Source organism: Sphingomonas sp. GW821-FHT12D09 (assembly GCF_058807215.1).
Genome location: NZ_JBXAQL010000005.1, coordinates 293,171 through 317,135, shown reverse-complemented (window position 1 = coordinate 317,135; position 23,965 = coordinate 293,171). Strand labels below are relative to the sequence as shown.

At 65.9% G+C, this 23,965-nt stretch carries 24 protein-coding genes; 10 read left to right on the top strand and 14 right to left on the bottom strand.

What is annotated here, in order from left to right:
- Window positions 1–142 precede the first annotated feature (142 nt).
- Window positions 143–622, bottom strand: coding sequence for a DUF1465 family protein (locus tag AC1RPL_RS21300; RefSeq protein ID WP_493072323.1), 480 nt, complete (start codon window positions 620–622; stop codon window positions 143–145).
- A 64-nt stretch (window positions 623–686) separates the two neighbouring features.
- A complete protein-coding gene (locus AC1RPL_RS21295) occupies window positions 687–884 on the bottom strand; it encodes a YdcH family protein (RefSeq protein WP_493072321.1) in 198 nt (65 codons plus the stop codon).
- Window positions 885–1,051: 167 nt separating this feature from the next.
- Here AC1RPL_RS21295 and AC1RPL_RS21290 point away from each other — a divergent pair, with 167 nt between their 5' ends.
- Window positions 1,052–1,204 (top strand): YdcH family protein, encoded by a 153-nt coding sequence (locus AC1RPL_RS21290; protein ID WP_493072424.1) that lies wholly within the window; start codon window positions 1,052–1,054, stop codon window positions 1,202–1,204.
- Window positions 1,205–1,295: 91 nt separating this feature from the next.
- Here the strand turns inward: AC1RPL_RS21290 and AC1RPL_RS21285 are convergent, their stop codons facing one another.
- The 5 genes from AC1RPL_RS21285 to AC1RPL_RS21265 form a co-directional block, all read right to left on the bottom strand.
- A complete protein-coding gene (locus AC1RPL_RS21285; RefSeq protein WP_493072320.1) occupies window positions 1,296–1,646 on the bottom strand; it encodes a PilZ domain-containing protein in 351 nt (116 codons plus the stop codon).
- A 159-nt stretch (window positions 1,647–1,805) separates the two neighbouring features.
- The gene (gene dksA / locus AC1RPL_RS21280) at window positions 1,806–2,273 is read right to left on the bottom strand and encodes an RNA polymerase-binding protein DksA (RefSeq protein WP_493072319.1); all 468 of its coding nucleotides are present in this window, start codon (window positions 2,271–2,273) and stop codon (window positions 1,806–1,808) included.
- Between the two features lie 515 nt (window positions 2,274–2,788).
- Window positions 2,789–2,926, bottom strand: coding sequence for a hypothetical protein (locus AC1RPL_RS21275; protein ID WP_493072317.1), 138 nt, complete (start codon window positions 2,924–2,926; stop codon window positions 2,789–2,791).
- 33 nt (window positions 2,927–2,959) lie between these two features.
- Window positions 2,960–3,466: a hypothetical protein gene (locus tag AC1RPL_RS21270; RefSeq protein ID WP_493072316.1), complete on the bottom strand. Its 507-nt coding sequence runs from the start codon at window positions 3,464–3,466 to the stop codon at window positions 2,960–2,962.
- Between the two features lie 303 nt (window positions 3,467–3,769).
- Window positions 3,770–4,225: a host attachment family protein gene (locus tag AC1RPL_RS21265; RefSeq protein WP_493072314.1), complete on the bottom strand. Its 456-nt coding sequence runs from the start codon at window positions 4,223–4,225 to the stop codon at window positions 3,770–3,772.
- 91 nt (window positions 4,226–4,316) lie between these two features.
- Between AC1RPL_RS21265 and serS the strand changes: the two genes are divergently transcribed.
- From serS to AC1RPL_RS21250, 3 genes are all read left to right on the top strand, one after another.
- Window positions 4,317–5,588: a serine--tRNA ligase gene (gene serS, locus AC1RPL_RS21260; RefSeq protein ID WP_493072312.1), complete on the top strand. Its 1,272-nt coding sequence runs from the start codon at window positions 4,317–4,319 to the stop codon at window positions 5,586–5,588.
- 82 nt (window positions 5,589–5,670) lie between these two features.
- The gene (locus AC1RPL_RS21255) at window positions 5,671–6,783 is read left to right on the top strand and encodes a peptidoglycan DD-metalloendopeptidase family protein (RefSeq protein ID WP_493072311.1); all 1,113 of its coding nucleotides are present in this window, start codon (window positions 5,671–5,673) and stop codon (window positions 6,781–6,783) included.
- On the top strand, window positions 6,783–7,790 hold the full coding sequence (locus tag AC1RPL_RS21250; RefSeq protein ID WP_493072309.1) for a potassium channel family protein: 1,008 nt from the start codon (window positions 6,783–6,785) through the stop codon (window positions 7,788–7,790). The genes AC1RPL_RS21255 and AC1RPL_RS21250 overlap by 1 nt, the downstream gene beginning before the upstream one ends.
- On the opposite strand, the gene AC1RPL_RS21245 is transcribed toward AC1RPL_RS21250, so the two are convergent.
- Window positions 7,787–8,548, bottom strand: coding sequence for an AAC(3) family N-acetyltransferase (locus AC1RPL_RS21245; RefSeq protein WP_493072307.1), 762 nt, complete (start codon window positions 8,546–8,548; stop codon window positions 7,787–7,789). The two genes, AC1RPL_RS21250 and AC1RPL_RS21245, sit on opposite strands and share 4 nt — an antisense overlap.
- Window positions 8,549–8,583: 35 nt before the next feature.
- On the opposite strand from AC1RPL_RS21245, the gene AC1RPL_RS21240 reads away from it, so the two are divergent.
- The gene (locus tag AC1RPL_RS21240; protein WP_493072305.1) at window positions 8,584–8,940 is read left to right on the top strand and encodes a DMT family protein; all 357 of its coding nucleotides are present in this window, start codon (window positions 8,584–8,586) and stop codon (window positions 8,938–8,940) included.
- 86 nt (window positions 8,941–9,026) lie between these two features.
- Here AC1RPL_RS21240 and AC1RPL_RS21235 read toward each other — a convergent pair whose 3' ends face one another.
- Window positions 9,027–9,539 carry a GNAT family N-acetyltransferase gene (locus AC1RPL_RS21235; protein WP_493072304.1) on the bottom strand — a complete coding sequence of 171 codons (513 nt, stop codon included), beginning with the start codon at window positions 9,537–9,539 and terminating at the stop codon, window positions 9,027–9,029.
- 131 nt (window positions 9,540–9,670) lie between these two features.
- Here AC1RPL_RS21235 and rimO point away from each other — a divergent pair, with 131 nt between their 5' ends.
- Window positions 9,671–11,008, top strand: a complete 1,338-nt coding sequence (gene rimO, locus AC1RPL_RS21230) for a 30S ribosomal protein S12 methylthiotransferase RimO (protein WP_493072302.1) — start codon at window positions 9,671–9,673, stop codon at window positions 11,006–11,008.
- A 39-nt stretch (window positions 11,009–11,047) separates the two neighbouring features.
- On the opposite strand, the gene AC1RPL_RS21225 is transcribed toward rimO, so the two are convergent.
- On the bottom strand, window positions 11,048–12,157 hold the full coding sequence (locus AC1RPL_RS21225) for a hypothetical protein (RefSeq protein ID WP_493072300.1): 1,110 nt from the start codon (window positions 12,155–12,157) through the stop codon (window positions 11,048–11,050).
- 260 nt (window positions 12,158–12,417) lie between these two features.
- On the opposite strand from AC1RPL_RS21225, the gene AC1RPL_RS21220 reads away from it, so the two are divergent.
- A complete protein-coding gene (locus tag AC1RPL_RS21220; RefSeq protein WP_493072298.1) occupies window positions 12,418–13,824 on the top strand; it encodes a serine hydrolase domain-containing protein in 1,407 nt (468 codons plus the stop codon).
- Window positions 13,824–14,735, top strand: a complete 912-nt coding sequence (locus AC1RPL_RS21215; protein WP_493072296.1) for a hypothetical protein — start codon at window positions 13,824–13,826, stop codon at window positions 14,733–14,735. The genes AC1RPL_RS21220 and AC1RPL_RS21215 overlap by 1 nt, the downstream gene beginning before the upstream one ends.
- On the opposite strand, the gene AC1RPL_RS21210 is transcribed toward AC1RPL_RS21215, so the two are convergent.
- Window positions 14,732–15,592: an aldo/keto reductase family oxidoreductase gene (locus tag AC1RPL_RS21210; RefSeq protein WP_493072294.1), complete on the bottom strand. Its 861-nt coding sequence runs from the start codon at window positions 15,590–15,592 to the stop codon at window positions 14,732–14,734. The two genes, AC1RPL_RS21215 and AC1RPL_RS21210, sit on opposite strands and share 4 nt — an antisense overlap.
- 98 nt (window positions 15,593–15,690) lie before the next feature.
- Here AC1RPL_RS21210 and AC1RPL_RS21205 point away from each other — a divergent pair, with 98 nt between their 5' ends.
- Window positions 15,691–16,599, top strand: a complete 909-nt coding sequence (locus AC1RPL_RS21205; protein WP_493072292.1) for a LysR family transcriptional regulator — start codon at window positions 15,691–15,693, stop codon at window positions 16,597–16,599.
- Window positions 16,600–16,838: 239 nt separating this feature from the next.
- Here the strand turns inward: AC1RPL_RS21205 and AC1RPL_RS21200 are convergent, their stop codons facing one another.
- Entirely contained in the window at window positions 16,839–19,271 is a 2,433-nt protein-coding gene (locus AC1RPL_RS21200; RefSeq protein WP_493072290.1) for a membrane-bound PQQ-dependent dehydrogenase, glucose/quinate/shikimate family, read from the bottom strand.
- Window positions 19,272–19,513: 242 nt separating this feature from the next.
- Here AC1RPL_RS21200 and AC1RPL_RS21195 point away from each other — a divergent pair, with 242 nt between their 5' ends.
- Window positions 19,514–20,908, top strand: coding sequence for a leucyl aminopeptidase family protein (locus AC1RPL_RS21195; RefSeq protein ID WP_493072288.1), 1,395 nt, complete (start codon window positions 19,514–19,516; stop codon window positions 20,906–20,908).
- Here AC1RPL_RS21195 and AC1RPL_RS21190 read toward each other — a convergent pair.
- Window positions 20,905–21,942 (bottom strand): alpha/beta hydrolase, encoded by a 1,038-nt coding sequence (locus AC1RPL_RS21190; protein ID WP_493072287.1) that lies wholly within the window; start codon window positions 21,940–21,942, stop codon window positions 20,905–20,907. The two genes, AC1RPL_RS21195 and AC1RPL_RS21190, sit on opposite strands and share 4 nt — an antisense overlap.
- Window positions 21,943–22,000: 58 nt before the next feature.
- Window positions 22,001–23,929: a putative bifunctional diguanylate cyclase/phosphodiesterase gene (locus AC1RPL_RS21185; RefSeq protein WP_493072285.1), complete on the bottom strand. Its 1,929-nt coding sequence runs from the start codon at window positions 23,927–23,929 to the stop codon at window positions 22,001–22,003.
- Window positions 23,930–23,965 lie beyond the last annotated feature (36 nt).

Below are 23,965 nucleotides of genomic sequence, written 5' to 3'. Positions count from 1 at the left end.
GCCACGCACCCTACCCCGTCACCCCGGCGAAAGCCGGGGCCCAGGGTTTCTGTGCTATGTCGCTTGTGGCTCTGGATCCCGGCTTTCGCCGGGATGACGGAAGAGACTTAGCGCGAGCGCTTCGATCAAAAAGCTGCCCCGATCAGAAAGCCGCGGCCAGCCGGTCCATCATGCTGCGCGCCGGGCTCTCGACCGCCACCAGCTCGTCCTCGAGCGATTCGTCGAGCCGCCCCACGCGGCGATACAAATCGATGCTGGTGTTGATGATCGAAACCGCATGCGCCGGCATCGCCGCTAGCAGTGCCTCCTCGGTCTCCGGGCCTTGGCCCAGGCGGCGCGAGGGCGACAGCGCATCGCCGGGGCTCAGCTCGCCGGCATCGACCGCGCGCTGGGTGAGCAGCCAGGCGATGATGTGCATCAGCCGCGTCGTCACCTTCAGCGACTCGCAGGAAAAGGCGACTCGGTTCAGCGCCTCCAGTGCCTCGCGCTCGTTGCGGCCAAGCTCATCGAAATAAGCGCGTGCCTCATCCGCGAGCAGCATCGCCTCGACATAGAGCGAGTCGATCAGCTTGCGGTGGATCGTTGCTGTGCCCTGTTTCCCCATGACTTGGGACGCTGCCATAGGCTTCATGGTAACGAAATGCTTAATTTCATGGTGATTTCGTCCCGTTACGGATCACGACGTATCAAGCGATGATATCGGGGATCAACTGATCTTCGAGCTGGGCGATCTCATCACGCAGCATCAGCTTGCGCTTCTTGAGCCGGGCGATCTGGAGCTGGTCCGCGGTGCCGGTCGCAAGCAGGGCGTCGATCGCGACATCGAGATCGCGGTGCTCGATTCGCACCGCCTCGAGCCGCTGCACAATCTCTCTCTCGTCCATCGCGCACGCCCCCGAACCCGGATCTCCCTGCACCAGGGCGGGAGGCTCCGCAACGGATCATCGCGCGAATTCCGCACACTGTCGATTAGCCGCGATTCCCCCGCGACAAAGCTGTGGAAAAGTGATTTATTTGCAGGTTCCGGCCACCGATGAAGGAGACTGCTTCGATGCAGAACGCGCATTTCTCGGCACTTTCGGCCAAGCACAACGTGCTCGACCAGCGTATCAACGCCGAATCGCAACGGCCCCAGCCGGACCAGCTGGTCCTGGCATCCTTGAAGAAGCAGAAGCTTCGGCTGAAGGAAGAAATGGCGCGCTAGCGGCACCGCGCAGAGGGGTGTGGCCCCACGCCGCACCCCGAGCGCAAAAACTCCCGGAAACGCTTAGCCCGAATATCTCGGCGCGAATGTCTTAGCGGCGCGTGAAGATCGGCTTCACGAAGCTTGGCGTGTGCGTGCCGCCGCCCACCGGCTTTCGCGCGAGCATCGGATCGATCGGCGAGTCGAAGGCAATGCCGACTCGACCGTCGGTCGCCCAGGCGATGCAGCCGGCCACCCAGCCCACGCCGCGCACTTCGACTTCGACATGCGATCCGCGGTCGATCGGCTGGGCATATTCCGCCATCAGCCCGCCCGAGGAGAGATTGCGCACCCGCACCTGCTCGTCCGGACGCCCCGCGACGCGAAACTGCGCCGACAGCATCAGGCTGTCGCGCGAATCGGTGCGCTGGCTGGAAAAATCATCCGCCGAAAGCGCGTTCAAGGGGTCAAAGGAGAACTGGTCCATCGTGTCGCTCGAAACGCAAGGGGTTACGCGCGCAGAATAGACCAGCAAACCTTAGCGAAACCGTAAACGAGATGCGAAAATGTGCCTCCTCCGCGCCGCGGCGGAGGCACAAAAAAGGAGGCCCTGAGCCCCCTGCTATTCTTCCCGCGATACTTTCTCGTTGCGCTCGTGGCGCTCTTGCGCCTCGACGGTCATCGTCGCGATCGGCCGCGCTTCCAGTCGGCCGAGGCTGATCGGCTCGCCGGTCACCTCGCAATAACCGTACTCGCCGTCCTCGATCCGGCGCAGTGCCGCGTCGATCTTGGAGATCAGCTTGCGCTGGCGATCCCGGGTGCGCAGCTCGATCGACCAGTCCGTCTCGCTCGACGCGCGATCGGTGAGATCGGCCTCGCGCAGCGTATCGGTCTGCAGCTGGTTGAGCGTCCCGGCGGATTCGCGGAAGATCCCTTCCTTCCACGCATTCAGCTTGTTGCGGAAATATTCCAGCTGACGCGGATTCATGAAAGGTTCGTCGTTGCTCGGCCGATAGCCGTCGTCGCCATCATTGGCGGCGGTAGGAACATTTTTAGTCGGTTCGTCGAAGCGATCCAAAACAGTAGCCATCCCCACTACTCCACTCCGGTCGCCGCCTGGGGTGAGCCCGCACGGAGACCGCTTTGCCCTGCGCGGCGCTATACTTACGCGCGAGGGCGTTAACAAGCGCGCTGTTGTTTTAATCCACAGGCGTAATGCACCGTAAATGGGGGGAAATTAGCGGCGGCTGAACCGCGGGCCGAACCGTCTGAAAATTAACCGATAATGTTCAGGAACCGCTAGCTAAGAACAGGTGCTTCCGTGCCGAAGTAGAACATTAACCATCGCAGCAGGAATCCACATCGCGAAAATCGACCGATAATATGGTTAACGGTCTCTTACGCCGTTGCACTTAATAGTTTGTTTTGCACTTTTACCGCATTGATAGGCGCGAAAGCTGCTGACGGTCCCGTGGGGAGCGAAGCGCCAGCAACGGAAAGAGTGGGGACAATGTCGGTTCGCATGGCCTTGGCTAAACTGTGTGCCTGCACTTGCGGGGGCGCGGTGATTGGCGGCGGTGGCGTATACGTCACCGAACGCATCCATCAGCCTCGCGTGGTGAAGCAAGTCACCGTCGCGAAGAAGCGCGTCGTCAAGCGCACCGTCGCCCGTCCCGTCCGCCGAGTCGTGAAGCGCACGGTCACCACCACGACCCAGGGCCAGCCCCAGGTCGTAGTCGTCACTGCGCAGGGTTCGCCGATCCCGACGCCCCCGCCTTATGGCGAGATGCCGGAGGTTTCCTCGAGCAGCAGCGGTTCGTCCTCGTCGGGCGTGATCGGCGGCTCGGGCGGCGGCGGCTTCATGGGCGGCTTCTTCGCCGGCGGCTTCTTCGGCGGCTCGGGCAGCGGTTCGGGCAGCGGCAGCGGCTCGAGCGGCATCAACATCGAAATATCGTCGTCCAACTCGTCCTCGTCGGGCGGCTCGACCTCAACCTCCACCGGTGGCTCGTCGACCTCGACGGGCGGTAGCTCGACTTCCACATCGACCGGCGGCTCCTCGACCTCCACGTCGAGCGGCGAGATCAGCTCGACCTCGTCGTCGAGCGGCGACGTGTCGACGTCCAGCTCGTCCTCGTCGAGCGGCGACGTGTCGACCTCGACCAGTTCGTCCACCAGCTCGAGCGGCGACGTCTCGACTTCATCGTCGAACAGTTCCTCGACCAGCTCGTCCAACTCGTCGTCGACTTCGTCTTCGTCGAACGGATCGAGCAGCCACTGGAGCAATAGCAGCGGCTGGGGCTCGAGCGGCTGGCATCACGGATCGAGCAGCTATGGCGGCTCGGGTTGCGGCCATGGTTGCGGTGGCAGCGGATCGGGCGGCCCCGCGCCGGTCCCGGCCCCGCCGATGATCCTGCTGTTCGGCGGCGCCGCGGCGGCACTCGTCGCCCGCAAGCGCTTCGCCAAGAAGAAGACGGACGACAAGACCGGCGAATGATCGTCATCCCGGCGAAAGCCGGGACCCGGAGCAAAAGCGACACGGCAGAGATACCCTGGGCCCCGGCTTTCGCCGGGGTGACGGGCTAAATACTATTCCGCCTTCAGCAGCGCCTGCTCGATCTCGGACACGGGATGCCCGGTCAGGTCCTTGGCGAGCTCGCCGGTCAGCCGATCGCTCACTTCCTTGTGATAGTGTTTGCGCAGCTCGCCCAGCGTCTTGGGCGGGGCGACGATGATCAGCGACTCGAAATCCTGGCGCAGCGCCCGTTCCTTGAGCAGGGCAGCTGTATCGGCGGCGAAGCGGTCCTCCTCCAGCTGGTGGAAATCGACTTCCTCCATGCTCCCGCCACCCCACTGACCGCCGCCGCGCGTGCTCGACGCGCCGCCGGCAAGATCGGTCGCCTGATCGTGGTGGGAGGGATTGTGCTTGTCGACCACCTTCTTCTCGACTTGCAGGTTCGGGTTCTGGGCATCGCCCTCGTTCCGGAAAAACAGCATCTTGCGGCCATCCGCGACCACCACGACTGCATCATGCGGAACCTGCATCTCGAATCTCCTCGTTTCGGTTGTGTCTCCCTTAACGCCCCCGCACGCGGCAGGGTTGCGCGCGGCGTGGCGCGCGGTCATACGCCCGGCCATGCACGACATCCGCGCCATCCGTGAGAACCCCGCAGCCTTCGACGCCGGCCTCGCCCGCCGCGGGCTGGCACCGCAGTCCGCGACGTTGCTCGCGCTGGACGAGAAGCGCCGCGCGCTGATCACCGAGGCGCAGGCCGTGCAGGCTCGCCGCAACGAAGCCTCGAAGGCGATCGGAGCCGCCAAGGCGCGCCGCGACGATCCCACCGACCTGATGGCTGAAGTCGCCGAGCTCAAGGAGCGGATGCCGCAGATCGACGCCGAGGAGAAGGCGGCAGGTGCCGAGCTGACCACGCTGCTCGCGGCGATCCCCAACCTGCCCTATGCCGATGTGCCCCAGGGCAAGGACGAGGACGACAACGCGCTGGTCGCTACCGTCGGCGAGCCGACCGTGCTGCCGTTCGAAGCCAAGGAGCATGACGCGTTCGGCCCGGCGCTCGGCCTGGATTTCGAGACCGGCGCCAAGCTTTCCGGTACCCGCTTCACCCTGGTGCGCGGCGCCGCGGCCAAGCTCCACCGCGCACTCGGCCAGTTCATGCTCGATACGCTCGAGGCACACGGCTATGAGCAGGCGATCCCGCCGCTGCTGGTGCGCGAGGAGACGATGTTCGGCACCGGCCAGCTCCCAAAGTTCGCCGAGGACAGCTTCCAGACCACCGATGGCCGCTGGCTGATCCCCACCGCCGAGGTGAGCCTGACCAACATCGTACGCGAGCAGATCCTCTCCGAGGAAGAGCTCCCGCTGCGCTTCGCCGCACTCACGGCCTGTTTCCGCTCGGAAGCCGGTTCGGCGGGCCGCGACACGCGCGGCTTCATCCGCCAGCACCAGTTCGAGAAGTGCGAGATGGTGTCGGTCACCACGCCCGAGCAGTCGGAAGCCGAGCATGAGCGCATGACCCAGTGCGCCGAAGGTATCCTGACCGCGCTTGGCCTGCCCTTCCGCCGCATGAAGCTGTGCAGCGGCGACATGGGCTTCACCGCGGCGCGCACCTATGACCTCGAAGTGTGGCTGCCCGGCCAGGCGCGCTACCGCGAGATCTCGTCCTGCTCGACCTGCGGCGACTTCCAGGCGCGCCGGATGAACGCGCGCTACCGCCCGGCGGGAGAGAAGGGCACGCGCTTCGTCCACACGCTCAACGGCTCGGGCCTGGCAGTGGGCCGCACGCTCGTCGCCGTGCTGGAGAACTACCAGCAGGAAGACGGCTCGGTGGCGGTGCCGGAGGTGCTCAAGCCCTATCTGAACGGCCTGGAGCGGCTCGAACCGGCAAACTGAGTACCTCCGCAAACAGACGTACCTGACGCGCGCGGAAATGCGCGATATGGTGCACGCGAGTTTGGTTAATGTGGGGGTCGGGATGATGGCAGCAAGACGGATGGCGCCGGCGGCGCTGCTGTTGCTCGCCGCCTGTATTCCGCAGTCTGGCGGCGCCTATCAGGACACCGGCTATCGCCCCGCGCCGCAGCAGCGCCCGGACCGCAATCCGCCGCAGCAGCAGGAGCGCTGGGAGCGTCCGCCCGTCGGCAACGAGCAGGACGTGCGCCGCCTGCCCGCCCCGCCCAACGCGTGGCAGTCGCGCAAGGTCTCGGCCGATTCGCGCGTGATCGCCGGCCGCAGCTACACCGTCCAGCCCGGCGACTCGTTGCGCTCGATCTCGGTGAAGACGGGCGCCGGCTCCGAAGCGATCGCCCGCGCCAACGACATCCCGCCTCCCTTCGTGATCCGCGTCGGGCAGAGGCTGGTCATCCCCGGCGGCCGCTACCACCTCGTCCGCGACGGCGAGACCGGCATCGCCATCGCAGTAGCCTATGGCGTCACCTGGTCGCGGATCATCGCCGTAAACGAGCTGCAGGAACCCTATATCCTGCGCACCGGCCAGCGCCTGCTGATCCCGGACGACGCCTCCGCTTCGGGCCGCCCCGAGACGATCGAGCAGCGCGCCGCGCGCTTCCATCTCGATCTCGGCGTCGACGACATCGTCACCGGCGGCCAGCCCGCCATCGCGGAGAAGGCCAAGCCGGCCCAGCCCACCGCATCCTCCGCGCGCGTGCTCTCGCCGACCACACCGGTCGCCGCCCCTGCCCGGCTCGCCGGCGGCTTCCAATGGCCGCTCAAGGGCAATGTCGTGAAGCGCTTCGGCCCGGGGGCCTCGGGCGAGCGCAATGACGGCATCAAGATCGCCGCGCCGCTCGACACGCCCGTGCTCGCCGCGGCGGACGGCGTCGTCGCCTATGTCGGATCGGACATTCCGGCGCTGGGCGGCCTGGTCATCCTGCGCCACGGCGATGGCTGGACGACGGTCTATGGCCATGCCGGCCAGTTGCTCGTACAGCGCGGCCAGGCAGTGAAGAAGGGCCAGATGATCGCGCTCTCCGGCAATTCGGGTTTCGCAGACCGCCCCGAGCTTCATTTCGAAGTGCGTCAGGGCCGCAACCCCGTCGATCCGCTGCCGAGACTGCCCGCGCGCTGATGGCGCTGCAGCCGCCCTCAACCCTGAAGCGCAAGTCCAGCCTACCGGTCTGGGCATCGATCCTGTGGCGAGTGCTGGCGGTGCTGGCGCTCCTCGCACTGGCGGTGGGCGTCCACTGGATCGAGCGCGACGGGCTGAAGGACACGGCCGACGGCCATGTCAGCTTCCTCGACATCCTCTATTTCACGTCGATCTCGGTGACGACCACCGGCTATGGCGACATCGTGCCGGTGAGCAATTCGGCGCGCATGTTCGACGCGTTCGTCGTCACACCGATCCGCGTGTTCGTAGTGCTGCTCTTCATCGGCACCGCCTATAATTTCGTGCTCAAGCGAACCTGGGACAAATGGCGTATGGCAGTGATCCAGCGGACCCTATCGGGGCACATCATCGTGGCCGGCTATGGCAGCACCGGCTCGGAGACGGTCGACGAGCTGATCGCCCGCGGCAGGCTCCCCGGCACGATCGTCGTGATCGACCAGAATGAAGGCAATATCGCCCGCGCCAAGGAATGCGGCTGCATCGTGCTGCTCGCCGATGCGACGCGCGACCAGGTGCTCAACGAAGTGCGCATCGCCAATGCCGAATCGATGATCGTCTGCGCCGGCCGCGACGACACTTCGATCCTCATCACCCTCACCGCGCGGCATCTGGCGCCGGTCATCCCGATCAGCGTGATCGTGCGCAACGAAGACAATGAATTCCCCGCCCGCGCCGCCGGCGCGACGACGGTGGTCAATCCGGTGAGCTTCTCCGGGCTGCTGCTCGCCAGTTCCTGCCAGGGTCCGCACCTCGCCGACTATCTGATGGACCTCGCCTCGATCCACGGCGATGTCGAGCTGTCCGAGCGCGCGGTGCTACCCGAGGAAGTCGGAAAACCCCTCGCCTCGATCGGCACGGGGCTAGGGGTTCGGATCTACCGCGACGGCGTTCCGCATGGCCGCAAGACCCCCGAGGCGCAGGCGCTGCTGGCCGGCGACCTGATCCTGGAGATCGTCAGCGGCTAAAGGCTGTCCCGAGCCTCGTCGCATTCCTCGCAGTGTTCTTCGACGCCGTGGAGGAAAATCAGCGGATCGGCACCTACCTTGTCCGCGGCGACCCGTACCAAATCCTCCGCGTACATCAGCCGCGCCTCGGCATGGCCCACCGTCCCCTCGCGCTGCAGCCCCTCGGCGCGCAGCCAGGCATCGGCCAACTCGAACTTCTCGCAGCAGCTGTCATTCTCGCCGTAGTGGACCTCGCGGCCTGCGGCATCGATATAGTGGAAGTCACTGCGATAGGGGGCGCCGCCGACGAGTTCGGCGAGGTGGAGCATGGTGTTGGCCTGATGCGTCACGCCGAGCAGCAGAATCTGCCCGCCCAGCGCCCGGATCCGGTCGATCGCGCTATCCGGCGCTGCCGGCGGCAGCACGAAAGGGCCGCCAGTGATCCACGCCGCCTCGGGACCGATCGCCGACACCGCATCGAAATGCGCGCTGCGCACCACGCCCGGCATCCGCCAGAACATGTCCGCGACAGCACCCAGATCATCGCGATTGCCGGTGGCGGCCGGATCGAAGGGCATGTCGTCGTCGACCGTCGCCGAGGGCATCGCCAGCGTGCCCTGCGGCCCCAACGCCTCGATCAGCGCTTCGATCAGTCCCTCGGGACCACCCTCGACCGGGCGCACCGCGCGATAGCTCATATGAACGAGCAGCACTCCGCCTTCGCGCACGCCCAGCGCGCGAAGCTGCTCGACCAGGCGAACTTGCGAAATCATCTCCATCTTGACCTTGATGCCATCCCGGCCAAGGTCACGCCATGCCTTCCGATCTCACCGCCCGCGCCCTGCCGATCCTCATGCTCATCGCCTCGAACGTCTTCATGACGATCGCCTGGTACGGCCATCTCCGCTTCAAGGCGGTGCCGCTGGCGCTGGTGATCGGGATAAGCTGGCTGATCGCGCTGCCCGAATATCTGATCGCCGTGCCTGCCAATCGCTGGGGCAGCGCGGTTTATTCGGCGGCGCAATTAAAGGCGATGCAGGAGGTCATCACGCTCTGCGTCTTCGTCGTCTTCTCGGTCTTCTATCTCGGGCAGAAGATCACGCTGAACCATCTGATCGGCTTCACGCTGATCGCGGGCGGCGCCTGGTTCCTGTTCAAGTCACACGTTTGAGACTCAAGACTTGGAGCACCCCTCCTCTTCCATCGATCTTCATCTCCGCGAAGGCGGGGATGACGGAGGAGAGAATGGGATGCCGGCTAGAAGCGCCGTTCGAGCAGCACCGAGGTCGGATCGCCTTCGATCGGGCGCGCCATGAAGCCCATCTCGCGCTCGAGCGAGATCGCCTGGTGGTTCTCGCGGCTCTCGATCGACATGACGCTCTTCACGCCGCGTTGCGCGGCCTGGTCGGACAGATATTCGAGCAGCGACCAGCCGATCCCCTGCGCCTTGCGGTCCGAGCGGATCGAGATCGCGACTTCGGCGCTGGTCATCGCCGCGTCGCAGGCGAGCACGGCGCTCGCGACCAGTTCGCCCTCGACATAGCCGAGAAAGCTCTCGGTCTGCTGGTGATCGACTTCGGTCATCGCAGCGATCTGCGCACTGGAGAGCCGGTCGCTGGCCGTGAGGAAGCGGAAGCGCCGGTCGTCGCTCGACACCGTCTCGAACAGGCCGCGCAGCGCCGCGTCGTCGTCAGGCGTGGCGGGGCGCACATCAAGGGCAAGGCCCGAGCGGGTGTTGAGCGTGGTGGCTTCCGAAAGCTGTGCGGTCATGGGGACCTCCTTGCTGCAGGCAAAAGCAGGTTTCGCCCGCGCCTGCCTTGTCCTCCGTCAAACCCTTCCGCGCACCTGCGGGTTGCCCGCGCTGGTATTTTCCCCAGAAATCCCTATGTGGCCGGTCAATCATGGCAACGAAACTCCCCGAGGCCCCTCGCGTAGGGATGGTGTCGCTCGGCTGTCCCAAGAACCTGGTCGACAGCGAACGGATCCTCACCAAGCTGCGCAGCGACGGCTATGCGATGTCCCCCGACTATGCCGGTGCCGACGTCGTGCTGGTCAACACCTGCGGCTTTCTCGATTCCGCAAAGGAAGAGTCGCTCGAAGCGATCGGCGAGGCAATTGCGGAGAATGGCCGCGTCATCGTCACCGGCTGCATGGGCAAGGAGGCCGAGGTCATCCGCGCCCGCTTCCCGAACGTGCTCGCGGTCACCGGCGCGCATCAATATGAGGAAGTCGTCGGCGCGGTGCACGATGCGGCGCCGATGCCGCCCTCGCCCTTCATCAACCTGGTGCCGGATGCGGGGCTGAAGCTCACCCCGCGCCATTACAGCTATCTGAAGATCTCCGAGGGCTGCAACCACCGTTGCAGCTTCTGCATCATCCCGGCGCTGCGCGGCGACCTGGTCAGCCGCCGCCCCGATGCGATCCTGCGCGAGGCGGAGAAGCTGGTCGAGGCCGGCACCAAGGAACTGCTGGTCATCAGCCAGGACACCTCCGCATACGGGGTGGACATCCGCAAGGAGCCGCGCATGTGGAAGGGGCAGGAAGTCATCCCCCACATGACCGACCTTGCCCGCGAGCTCGGCAAGATCGCGCCCTGGGTGCGGCTCCACTATGTCTACCCCTATCCGCATGTCGACCAGGTCATCCCGCTGATGGCCGAGGGGCTCATCCTCCCCTATCTCGACATCCCGTTCCAGCATGCCAGCCCTTCGGTGCTGCGCGCGATGAAGCGCCCGGCCAATGAAGCCAAGGTGCTCGAGCGCCTCAAGAACTGGCGCGTGATCGCGCCGGACCTGACGATCCGCTCGACGTTCGTCGTTGGCTTCCCCGGCGAGACCGAGGAAGACTTCCAGTACCTGCTCGACTGGCTCGACGAGGCCCAGCTCGACCGCGTCGGCGCGTTCCGCTTCGAGCCCGTCGAAGGCGCACCGGCGAATGCACTCCCCGGTGCGGTGCCCGAGGAGGTCAAGGAAGAGCGCTACGCCCGGATCATGGAGAAGACCGCCGCGATCAGCGCCGCCAAGCTCCAGGCCAAGATCGGCCGCACGCTCGAAGTGATCATCGACGAAGTCGGCGAGGAAGGCGGCGCCACCGGCCGCAGCCAGGCCGACGCGCCGGAGATCGACGGCGAGGTGTTCCTGCGTGACGCCGGCCACCTCAGCCAGGGCGACATCGTCCAGGTCGAGATCGAGGATGCCGACGAGCACGATTTGTACGGCGTGCCGCTGGACGACGCGTGAATGAGCGGCGCGCGGTCATGGCCGCGCGCCGCCAAGGCTTCAGGGCGCCCAGTTGAAGGTGATTTTGTTTATGTTCGGCTTGGCCGAATTATAATCGACCTCGTGGTTATATGAATAGACGTGCACCGACAGGCTGTACGTGTCATTTGTCTCGTCGGTGAACGTGAAGTTCAGCGCATTATTCCAGAAGTGCAGTTCGGTTATCACATTGGCGGCATAGCTATAGACGCCGGTGTTGCCGGTCAGCAGGATATCCTTGACGTTCTGATTGGTTATGGCGTTGATGTTGTTCTGAAACACCTTCACGCCGCCCTGGTTCAACGCCAGTAGCCCGCCTGAAAGAGTCGTCGTGCCGTTCGACGTGCCGACTGCGAATACCGTGGTGTAGCTGTAGCAGCCGCTGGTACCTACCCGCACATTGCGTTCGGGGGTAATATCGCCGCTCACCATCTGTGTGAGATTGGCGGAAATCTGCTGATCCGAGATCGACCCCGATGCGATGATGCTCTTCAAGCTGGAAGTCAGGCTCAGCGCGCCGGCATCATCCAGCGTTTTCGCATAGGCCAGGAACGAGCCCACATTGGGCTGAAAATGCCCGCTGCAGGTGTCCATGTACACGATCTTGCCGTTGACCACGTCAAGCTCGCCGGCCGCAATCACCTTGTTTACATCATTGGTGTTGCCGTTGATCGCACCGGCGATCTGCGCATGGTTGATGAAGTTGTTGCTCGATATATTGCTGTACTGCCGGCTGCTGTCCATCTGCAGCGGCGACTTTCCGCAGGACCGCACGATACGTAGATGGTTCGGATCATTTGCCAGGACCACATAGAAGGTCGTCAGGACAGCGGCCCAGTTCAGATTGGGAATGGTGCATTTAGAACCAATGGTGGGTGTGGTCCATTGGGGCTGGTAGGAATTGAAGACGAGGCCGCCATCATCCACCAGCTGTCCGTCATCGACGTGTAGCGTGTAGATCGGCAGCGGCGTGGCGACTTGGGTGCCATAGGCTCCCTGCGACGAGAATGTCTGAATGGAAATGGGTTGATTGGCGGCAAACGCCTCGGTGTGAAGCACCAAGGTCGCGGCGGCCAGACCAATAATCCGCGCGGTGCGGACGAACGTTCGGATGTACCTGAAATCAGGCATGGCAATATTCCCCCGGTCGAAGATGTGATTACGCTCTTACTGACTTTTGCCCTGCCTAGGCATATCATCGTTCGCTTGCATTTCGGCCAGTCTAACGGCGCCATTCCGGAGCAATAGCGGCGTTTATCCGGAGACGATTCCCCCATTCGGAAAGACGGCCATATCCAGCAGGCAACGGCCCGCCCTGATTTGGAAACATCTCGCGGGATGACGGACGTACTGCCGTGCCCTAAGCTCCCGCTATCCAACTCGGAGGCCCAATGTTCCGACCCGTCCTCGCCGCTGCCCTGTTCATCGCCACGCCCGCCGCTGCGCAGCAGCTCACGCCCGCCGAGACCGCGCAGGTCGACACGATCGTCGGGGATGCGCTGAAATCGTCCGGCGTGCCCTCGGCCTCGGTTGCGATCGTGCGCGACGGCAAGATCGTCTTCGCCAAGGCCTATGGTGACCAGGGGCCCGGGATAAAGGCAACCAGCCCGGCGGCGAAATACCAGATCGCCTCGATCTCCAAGCAATTCACCGCCGCGGCCATCCTGCTGCTCGAGGACGAAGGCAAGCTCAGCCTCGACGACAAGGTGAGCAAATGGGTGCCGGACATCACTGATGCGGACCAGATCACCGTCCGCCAGCTGCTCAGCCACACCGCCGGAATCCAGGACTACTGGCCGCAGGACTATGACTTCGCCGCGATGGAGAAACCGGTCACGCCGCAGCAGATCCTCGATCGCTGGGCGAAGAAGCCGCTCGATTTCGCGCCGGGCACCGCCTGGCAATATTCGAACACCGGCTATGTCGTCGCCGGGATGATCATCGAGAAGGCGTCGGGCATGGACCTGCTCGACTATCTCCAGAAGAAGATCCTGAAGCCGCTCGGTATCGACGCGATGGATCAGGATTATGCGGTCGGCAAGGGCTTCCCGCAGGGCAACCACCGCTTCGCGCTCGGCCCGGTCCGCGCGGCGCGGCCAGCGGCGCATGGCTGGCTATGGGCGGCAGGCGAGCTTGCCATGTCGGCCAGCGACCTCGCCAAATGGGACATCGCCCGGATCGACCGCAAGATCCTGAGCCCAGAGGATTGGGAGACCCAGGAGACGCCCGTCCTCCTCACCAATGGCAACAACACCCATTACGGCCTGGGCGTCTCGCTCGGCGGCCGCGACGGCATCCGCACCGTCGAGCATGGCGGCGAGGCGGTCGGTTTCCTCTCCGACAATTTCGTGATCCCCGAAAAGCGCTTCGCAGTGGTCGCGCTGGTCAATGCCGATTTCGGCGGCGCGCAGGATGCGATAACCGGTGGGATCACCGATCTGCTCCTCCCGCAGGCTCCGCCCCCGCCGGTCGTCATGTCGCTCGACCAGCAGCGCGATGCGCTGGCCCGCCGCGTCTTCGATCAGCTCCGCGCCGGCACGCTCGATCGCGCCAAGCTAACCGAGAACGCCGCCTATTATTTCACGCCCCAGGCGACCGGGGACTATCACACCAGCCTTGCCCCGCTCGGCGATCCGGCGAGCTTCGTCGCGCTCGGCAAGCCCCGGCTGCGCGGCGGCTTCGTCAACCGCAACTACCAGATCAGCTATGCCGATGGCCGCAAGCTGGTCGCGATCACCTATGCCGAGCCCGGTGCGGACGGGAAGTTCGAGCAGTTCCTGATCCAGCCGAGGGATTGATGCGCACCCTCGCCCTTGCCGCCGCCGCGCTGTTCAGCGCCACCCCGCCCGACGCGGTAACCGTCCGTCCGGTCGATCCGCTGACGGTGGAGGACGACGATTTCGCCCGTCACCGCGATCCGGCCGAGTGGAAGGGCCTGACCGTGACTGCCCATGAATTCCGCGAGGAGCGCGCGCCATGGCGGCTCTGGCGCATCCGCAATGAAAAGCATCCGAAGGGACCGCTGTTCTTCGTTCCGCACGACAACGAGAATGCCGGCTTCGAGGCCGGCCTCGCTGCGGTTCGCAAATATGGCGGCGTACTGATGGCGGTCGATTCTGGGGTCTCTCCGGGCGACGACGGTGTCCGGATGAACCGTGCGGTCGACTATGGCCGGCCGATCGATCCCAATCGCAACTTCGACACCGCCCTGCCCGGCTATGCCCACAACATCCTGGCCGACCTGGCCAACGGTGCCTGGCCGATCATCGCGCTCCACACCAATGCCAAGGGCTTCGACACCAGCGACTCGCGGTGCAACCAGGGCGATCCACAGGGCAGCGGCGTGATCTCCATCCGCTTCTGCGATGACACGCTGGCGCCCAGCCCCTCGGTGTCCAGGGCCTATCCCTTCGACGATGACGACACCGTCGCCTTCGCCACCTATCTGAGCCGCAACCAGCCGAGCGATGCCTTTTGCCGCGATGCGATGGTCGGCGCGGACTTCAACGTGGTGCAGGAACGCGTGGTGGCGAGCGACGGGTCGCTCTCAAACTATGCCGTGCTCCACGGGCTCAGCTACCTCAACTTCGAGACGCTCGACCGGGGACTGGACCCGGCCGAGCTTGCCCTGGCCCGTGACCGGCTGAGCTTCATGGTCGATCACGCGATCGCGATGTGCGCCCCCAAGGGGAAGGCGGTCGGCCGCTAGCCGGCGATCCCGTCCAGCACCTTCACCGCTTCCGCCGGCAGCTTGAGGTCCCGCACCGCCAGGTTCTCGCGCAGATGCCCCAGCGACGAGGTGCCCGGGATCAGCAGGAGGTTCGGCGAACGTTGGAGCAGCCAGGCGAGCGCGACCTGCATCGACGTGGCGTTCAGCCCCTTTGCAACCTCGTCCAGCGTCCCCGACTGGATCGGCGAGAAGCCCCCCAAGGGGAAGAACGGCACATAGGCGATCCCGGCCTCGACCAGCGTCTCGAGCAGCGCCTCGTCCTCGCGGTGGGCGAGGTTGTACTGGTTCTGCACGCAGACGATGGGGACGATCTCCCGCGCCTCGGCCACCTGGCTCGCGGTGGCGTTGCTCAGGCCGATATGGCGGATCAGCCCTTGGCGCTGAAGGTCCGCCAGCGCGTGGATCTGCTCGGCGATCGAGCCTTCGCTGGGCGCGTGGACATTGCCCATGATCCGCATGTTGACGACTTCCATCGCCTCCAGTCCGAGATTGCTGAGATTGTCCTCCAGCCCACGCTTGAGATCGTCGGGGCGCTGCGCCGGTAGCCAGGCGCCGTCGTCGCCGCGCACCGCACCGAGCTTGGTGACGATCACCAGATCGTCCGCATAGGGATGCAGCGCTTCCTTGATAATCCGGTTGGTGACGTGCGGGCCGTAAAAGTCGCTGGTGTCGATGTGGTTGACGCCGGAGGCCACCGCCTCACGCAGCACCGCAATCGCCTGGTCGTGGTCCTTGGGCGGGCCGAACACGCCGGGCCCGGCAAGCTGCATCGCGCCATAGCCGACGCGGTTCACAATGCGGTCGCCCAGCTTGTAGGTCATCGGGTAGTCGGTCATCGCTCGAACTCCTTCGGAAAGCAGAACGCCTAGTTAGGCCTTGCGTCACCGCGCGATAATCCAGAACAATCCGTACGGGCTGTACGGAATTTCGAACAATGGACCTCGACCTTGGCGAACTGAACGCCTTCCTCTCCGTCGCGCGCGCCGGCGGCTTCCGCGATGCCGCGCGGGCGACCGGCGCGAGCGCGTCCGGCCTCAGCGAAGCGGTGCGCCGGCTCGAGGCGCGGCTGGGCATCCGCCTGCTCAACCGCACCACCCGCAGCGTCGCGCCGACAGAGGCGGGGATGCGATTGCTCGAACGGCTCGGCCCGGCGCTGGGCGAGGTCGAAGCGGCGCTCGACGTGGTCAACATCTTCCGCGACCGGCCTGCGGGCACGCTCAAGCTCAACGTGCCGGTCAGCGCCGCGCGGCTGGTGCTGCCGGCGATCCTGCCGGGTTTCCTCGATGCCTATCCCGATATCCAGGTCGAGGTCGTCGCGCAGGACAATTTCGTCGACCTGCTCGCGGCGGGCTGCGACGCCGGCATCCGCTATGACGAGCGGCTGGAGCAGGACATGATCGCGGTGCCGATCGGCCCACGTACCCAGCGCTTCGCCGCCGGCGCCTCCCCTGCTTATCTGGCGCGGCACGGCACGCCCGAGCATCCCCGCGACCTGCTCGCCCATCGCTGCATGCGCGCGCGCTTCGAGAGCGGCCGGCTGATTCCCTGGGAGTTCGAGCGCGACGGCGAGATCGTAGTGGTCGAGCCGCGCGCGCCGCTGATCGTCGGGGTCGGCACGGCGATCGACCTGCTGCTCGACGCGGCGGTGGCGGGGACCGGGATCGTCAGCCTGTTCGAGGATTGGCTCAAGCCGAGCTTCGCCAGCGGCGCGCTGGTGCCGGTGCTCGAGGATTGGTGGGAGAGCTTCTCCGGCCCCTTCCTCTATTATCCCGGCCGACGGCTGGTGCCGGCGCCGCTCCGGGCGTTCATCGACTATGTGAAGGCGCATCCGGCGCCGGCGTGATTTCCAACATATCGACTCGGTCGGAGCGGGTCTTCACCGCGGAACGGCACAAAAGTCCCGACACCTACAGGCGCGCGCCCTTTCCCGCCTTGCGTAATATTCCCGCGCGGGCGCGATCTTATCTTTCGTCATCCCCGCGAAGGCGGGGATCCAGGGTTACTCGGCCCGGCCAGTCCTGCTTGGCTCTGGATTCCCGCTTTCGCGGGGATGACGGTGGAGGGTGCGTGACGGTTTTGGGTTTACGGCAAAGCGTAGGCCACCACTTCGTCGCCTACCGGGGTCTGCATGAAGTGGTGCCCGCCGGCATAGATGACGAGATACTGCTTGCCGTTCGCCTCATAGACGATCGGAGTCGCCTGGCCTCCCGCGGGGAGCACGGCCTTCCACAGCGTCTTGCCGGTCCGCATGTCGATCGCGCGGATCAGGTTGTCGGTCGCCGCCGCGACAAAGATCAGTCCGCTGGCGGTGACCACCGAGCCGCCATTGTTCGGCGTGCCGATGCTGACCGGCAGCATCGACGGGATGCCGAACGGACCGTTGGTGCGCGCCTCGCCGAACGGGCGATCCCAGATCGTCTTGCCGGTGGCCATGTCGATCGCGCGGATCCCGCCATAGGGCGGCTGCTTGCAGAGCAGCCCGGTGAACGGCATCCGCCAGCCGGCATTGACGTTGATCGCATAGGGCGTGTTGGCCTGCGGATCGCCCGCACCCTCGGCGCCGCCGATCTTGCCACGGGCCTGGTCGCGCGGTGCCCAGCCGAGCTTGTCGGCCTTGGCACGGGGCACGAGCCGCACGGAATTGGGCATGTCGTTGTAGTTGGCGATGATCACGCCGCGCTGCGGGTCGACGGCGATGCCGCCCCAATCGGTGCCGCCATTATAGCCGGGATATTCGATCGACTGGCGATCGGCCTCGGGCGGGGTGAAGAAGCCCTTGTAGCTCGCCCGGCGGAACTGGATGCGGCAGACCATCTGGTCGATCGGGGACATGCCCCACATGTCCCGCTCGGTCAGGTCCGCCTTGCGCAGCGTATGCCACAGCGAGACGCGCTGGGTGGCGGCGCGCTGCTGCGGCTCGACGCCGCCGCCTGGTACCTTCATCTCGCCGACCGGGGTGAGCGGCTGGCCGGTGCGGCGATCGAGGATGTAGATGTCGCCCTGCTTGGACGGCAGCACCAGCGCCGGCGCGCCCTTGTAATCGACCAGCGTCGCCTGCGCGCCGAAGTCATAGTCCCACACGTCGTTGCGGACCGCCTGGAAACGCCATTTCGGCTTGCCGGTGGTCACGTCGAGCGCGACCAGCGAGGTGGCGAACATATTCTCCTGGGGACGGCGCAGCGACGAATAATAGTCCGCCGCGGCATTGCCCATCGGCAGATAGACCAGGCCGAGCTGCTCGTCGCCGCTCGCCAGCGTCCACATGTTCGGGGTGCCGCGCGCCCATTCCTTGCCGGCCGGCGGTGCGCCGCTCCAGCTCGGGTTCATCATGTCCCAGGCCCAGCGCAGCTTGCCGGTGACGACGTCGAAGCCCTGGATCACGCCCGAGGGTGCCCAGCGGTCCTGCCCATCGAGCACCTGGTGGCCGGTGACGAGGACACCGCGTACCAGCGTCGGTGGGGAGTTGATCGAGACGAAGCCGGCCGGGACCTTGCCCATGCCGATCTTGGCATCGACTTGGCCGTTGGTGCCGAAATCGGCGCAGGGCTTGCCGTTGCGGGCATCGACCGCGATCAGCCGCGCGTCGAGCGTACCTTCGATGATCCGGGTCGCGCAGGCCTGGTCGGCCGGGGCATTCGGCACGGCATAATAGACCACGCCGCGGCAGGCCGCCGTGTACGGGATCGCGTCATCGGGCACCTTGGGGTCGTAGCGCCACTTCTCCATGCCGGTCGCGGCATCGAGCGAGAGCATGATGTTCTTGGGCGTACAGACATAGAGGCTGTCGCCGACCTTGAGCGGGGTGTTCTCCGCGCCATAGGTGTTCCGGATCATCGGCGAGCTCGGCAAGTCGCCGGTATGCGTCAGCCACACCTGCTTGAGCTTGGAGACATTCGCCGGGGTGATCTGGGCGAGCGGCGAATAGCGCCGCGCGCTGGTCGTGCCGCCATAGACCGGCCAGTCGGCGCCGGTCTGCTGGCCCGAGGGGTCCATCATGCCGACGGTGCCGGGCGCGGGGAGTCCTGCGAGCACGGGGTTGGGCATGCCGGACGCGGCCGCCCAGAAGTTGATCACGGTGAGCACCAGCGCCGCCAGCACGCCGCCGCCCGCCAGCCGCCATTTGCCGGGCGCAGTGGTCAGCGTCGGCAGCACCAGGATCACCGCGATTGCGAGGACAACCGGCGCGATCACGCGGGGGACCTGCGCCCAGGGATTGGCGCCGGCTTCCCACCAGGCCCAGAGCACGCTGGCGATCACCACGGCGAGGTAGAGCCAGCCGCCGGTCATCCGACCGCGGATCAGCAGCACGCCCGACCAGACCATCAATGCGCCGGTGATGACGTAATAGAGCGACCCGCCCAGCACAGCGAGCCAGGCGCCGCCGATCGCGAGCACCAGGCCGATCAGCGCAATCACCGCGCCGACGATCATCGCGGCGATGCTGCGGCGCCGGGGCGTTACCTCCACCGGCTCGAGATAGGGGACGCGTTCCCCTTCATAGCGCGTGTCGGTCATGGGTTGCTCCCGCAAATAAGCTCTCAACCCTGAGAAACCGGTTGCGAAACGATACCGTTCCATTGTGAACGAAAATTCATGTTCGCCCATCTGCCGTTACCCGGCGGACGCCGGGGCCGAGAGCCAGAGGCGATATCGCGGAGAAATCCTGGGTCCCTGCCTTCGCCGGGATGACGAGGAGGGCGCGAGAAACCATACAAGCCCCCTAGCCCTGGCCGCCCCCATTACCTAGATCGTCTCCCATGCCTGATCCCAACACGCTCGTTCAGCCCGACAAGGGCCAGTCCGCCCGCACCATCCACGTGATCGACGCCAAGGGCTTCGACGCCTGGCTGAATGCCCAGCCGCCGCGCCACCGCACTGCGGCCGCCGCGCAGAAGCTGACCCCCTCGCCCTATGCCAGCGCGATCCTGCCCGGCGACGGCGCCGAGGACTGGTCGGTGGTGAGTGTCGTCGCCAATGCCGAGCGCCTGTCGTCCTGGTGCCTCGCCAAGCTCGCCGAGACGCTGCCCGAGGGCAGCTACCGCATCGACGGCGCCGAGCCCGGCAAGGCGATCCATGGCTGGCTCGCCGCCCAGTACAAGTTCGACACCTACAAGAAGGACGAGAAGACCCCGACCGGCGCGCGCGTGTTGCTGACCAGCGATCCCGCGCGGATCGAGGAAGCCGTGCGGATGGCCAATGCCACCTACAAGCTGCGCGACCGGATCAACACCGGCGCCAACGACATGGGCCCGGCCGATCTCGAGGCTGCAGCCGCTGATCTGGTCAAGGCCTATGGCGGCCAGCTCACCGTGGTGAAGGGCGACGAGATCGAGAAAGGCTATGGCCTGCTCTGGGCAGTCGGCAAGGCCGCCGGCAAGGGCCGCGAGCCGCGCCTGATCGAAATCGAATGGGGCAATCCCGAGCATCCCAAGGTCGCGATCATCGGCAAGGGCGTCTGCTTCGATTCGGGCGGCCTCGACATCAAGCCCGCTTCGGGCATGCGCCTGATGAAGAAGGACATGGGCGGCGCGGCGCACGCGCTCGCCACCGCCGAGCTGATCATGTCGTCGCGCCTGCCGGTGCGGCTGCACATGCTGGTTCCGGCGGTCGAGAACTCGATCAACGGCGAAGCGACGCGCCCGGGCGACATCATGCGCTCGCGCAAGGGCATCACGGTGGAGAACAGCAACACCGACGCGGAGGGTCGCCTGATCCTCGCCGACGCGCTGACCAAGGCCGAGGAAAAGACCCCGGAGCTGGTGATCGACTATGCGACTCTGACCGGCGCCGCCCGCGTCGCGCTGGGCGCCGACCTGCAGGCGCTGTTCGCCAATGACGACACGCTGGCCAGCGAGTTGATGGCCGCGGCGGAGACCGAGGCGGATCCGATGTGGCGCCTTCCGCTCTACGATCCGTACAAGGAGATGCTGAAGTCCGACGTGGCCGACATGGTCAACGCGGCCGAGGCTCCCTTCGGCGGCGCGCTGACCGCCGCGCTGTTCCTCAAGGAATTCGTCCCCGAGAAGGCGCAATGGGCGCATCTCGACATCTTCTGCTGGAACGGCAGCCACAAGCCGGGCCGCCCCAAGGGCGCCGAGGCTGTCAGCCTGCGCGCCGTGTGGAAGGTGCTGAAGGACCGCTACGCGAACTAAAACACCAATGTCCGGGCGAAGAAGGGCAGCATCTCGGTGTAGATGCGCCCGTCTTCGCCCCAATGCCGCTCCCCCCAGCCGCCGCGATATTCCTCCGCTTCATAGGGCACGCCGAACGAATCCAGCGTGCGGGTGTAAGCCTGGAGCGAGACGATATGGTCGGGGTTCGCGTCGCCCCGCGCCCAATCGAAGCGGAAGCCGCGCAGGCGCCGGAGATTGTCGGCGTGCGCGGCGACCTGGCGCTCCAGGAAGAAGCTGGCGTTGAGGCGTTCGGTCAGCGCCGGGTCCACCTCCAGCCGCCCGTCCGCCAGCCGCGCCGGCGGATCGAAGAACAGGGGCGCGCGCGCCGCATTGGGCAGATGCGCCTGGAAGATCGACGTGAAGATCAGCGAGAAGCCGTCGCTGCGCAGATCCTCGATCCCCTTTGCGTCCTGCAGCAGCTGCCAGTTGGGCCGCGAGAACATCGTCTGCAGTCCCGGGCCCATGCCGATCGGGTGAAGCGCATAGACCGAACCGAACACCTCCGGATGCAGCATCGCCAGCCGGATCGCGCCATGCCCGCCCATCCGATCGCCGCCGATGCCACGGGAATCGCGCGAGGCCAGGGTGCGGTAGCGCCCGTCCACCCAGGCGACGAGCTCGCGCGCAACGAAGTCCTCCCAATTCCCGGTCACCGGCGAGTTGACGTACCAGCCGCCGCCTGCGGGGGTCGTACAATCGACCGTCACCACGATCAGCCCGCCGATCACGCCCTTCGCGATCGCCCGGTCGAGCAGCGCCTGCGCGCCATTGCCGGTCCAGGGCGCACGATCATCCTCGAAGAAGCTGGTGAGATAATAGACCACCGGAAAGCGCTTCTTCGGATCGGCGGCATAGCCATCGGGCAGGTAGGTGGTGACGTTGCGCACGCTCGGCAGCCCGGCGGCATTGCCTCGAAGGCTGGCGGCATCGATTTGACCATACTCCAGCGTGCTCGCGCTTGCGGACGTGGCGACCAGGACAAGCAGGCAGGCGAACCAGGCGAGAAGCGGCATCATACCCTCCCGTGAACCGCGCCCATGCTACACGGAACACTGCACGATAGGGAATATGTCAGGCAGCACTCGCGTCGCGTCCGGCCACGATGTCGGCCGCGGACATGGCGTGGCCATAGAGGTAGCCCTGCCCCATCGCACAGCCCAGCCGGGCGAGCGTTTCGGCAGTCGCCGCGGTCTCTATCCCTTCGGCCACCACTGGCAGGCCGAGCGTGGTGGCGAGCGTGATGATCGCCAGCACCAGCCGCATCGCCTGCGGATCGCTGCCCATTGAGGTGATGAACGAGCGGTCGATCTTCAACCGGTCGAACGGCAGCATCTGGAGGTGCTGGAGCGAGGAATAGCCGGTGCCGAAATCGTCGAGCGCCAGCTGGATGCCCTGGTTGCGCAGCGATGCGATCGCCTGTTGCGCAGCCTCGGCATCGATGATCAGCGCGTTCTCGGTGATCTCCACGGTGAGCCGCTGCGCCGGGAAGCGCTCGCGCACCAGCACCGCCAGCACCTTCTGGCTGAACCACGGATCCTTGAGCTGGGTCGGCGAGACGTTGATCGAGATCGGCACCTGCCAATCGCGCGTCTCGCGGCAGGCGCTGCGCAGCAGGCGCAGCATCAGCGTGTCGATCAGCCCGCATTCCTCGGCGATCGGGATGAACAGCTCGGGGCCGATATCCGCGCCATCGCCCCGCCGCCAGCGCGCAAGCAGCTCATAGCCGACGACCGCGCCACTCTGCAGGTCGACGATCGGCTGGTAATGGGGGACGAACGCATCGCTCCCCATCGCGTCGCGCATCTCGCGCTCGATCTCGGCGCGGCGGCGGATCTCGGCGTCGAGCATCGGTTCGAACGCGCAATGCTGGCTGCGCCCCGAATGCTTGGCCTTGTAGAGCGCGATATCGGCGCGGCGCATCAGCGTGTCGAGATCGAGCGCATCATGCGGATAGAGCGAGATGCCCACGCTGGCGCCGATGTGGTGGACCAGGTCCGGGCCGATAAAGGGCCGCTGCATTGCATTGACGATGGCATGCGCGGTGCGGCACGCGCCTTCGCCATCGGTATCGAGGATCACCGCAAACTCGTCGCCGCCCAGCCGGTAGCTCGTTCCCTGCTCCCCGACGACGGTGCTCAGCCGCGCCGCGACGTCGCGCAGCAGCTGGTCGCCCGCCGGATGGCCATGGACGTCGTTGATCGACTTGAAGCGGTCCAGGTCGATGATCAGCAACCCGAGCGGCGTGCCGTCGCCGGCAGGCGTCGTGCGCTGCTCCAGCGCCTCGGCGAGCGCGCGGCGGTTGGGCAGCCCGGTAAGCGGATCGTGATAGGCGAGCTGATGCGCGCGCTGCTCGGCACCTTTCGCGCGCTCCTGCTCGGCCACCATGTGCGAGCGCGACTGGAGCATCTCGACAAAGCCGGCATGGCTGTTGCGCATCATCCGCAACACCACGATCCCGACCAGCACGATGTTGCAGCCGAGCCCGCGCAGGAACCAGTCGCCCGAAAAGAGCAGGCAGACCGTCACCGGCATCGCGCCGCAGATCAGTACCGCCTGCCCCGCGCGCGGCACCACCTGAAGGCAGTAGCAACAGCTGATCGCGCCGATGAAGATGTAGAGGGCGATACAGGCCCGACGAACCAGGTCGCCTTCGGCATAGAGCATCAGGCCCCAGCCACCGAAGCCGAAGCTCAGCAGCGCCGCCACGATGATCGTGCCGCGCAGGTAACGGGGAATCGCCTCGGGCCGGGGCGTGAAGCCGCGGCGCCGCAGCCAGAAGGCGGCGCGCACGGCGGACAATATGGCCAGCCCCGCCGGCATGCCCAGGCTCCACCATAGGCTCACCGTGCCATGGGCGGCGAAGGCGAGGAACGCCGCATCGACGAACATCATTGCGTACATCAGCGGCACCTGCTGGCGCAGGGCGACAAACTGCTCGACCAGAATCGTGCGATTCCGTTCGCTATCCCCGTGCTCGGCAGAAAGCGTGAGCCTCAGCATATGCATATATAGCAGCGCGCAGTGGCGCGTTGCGCA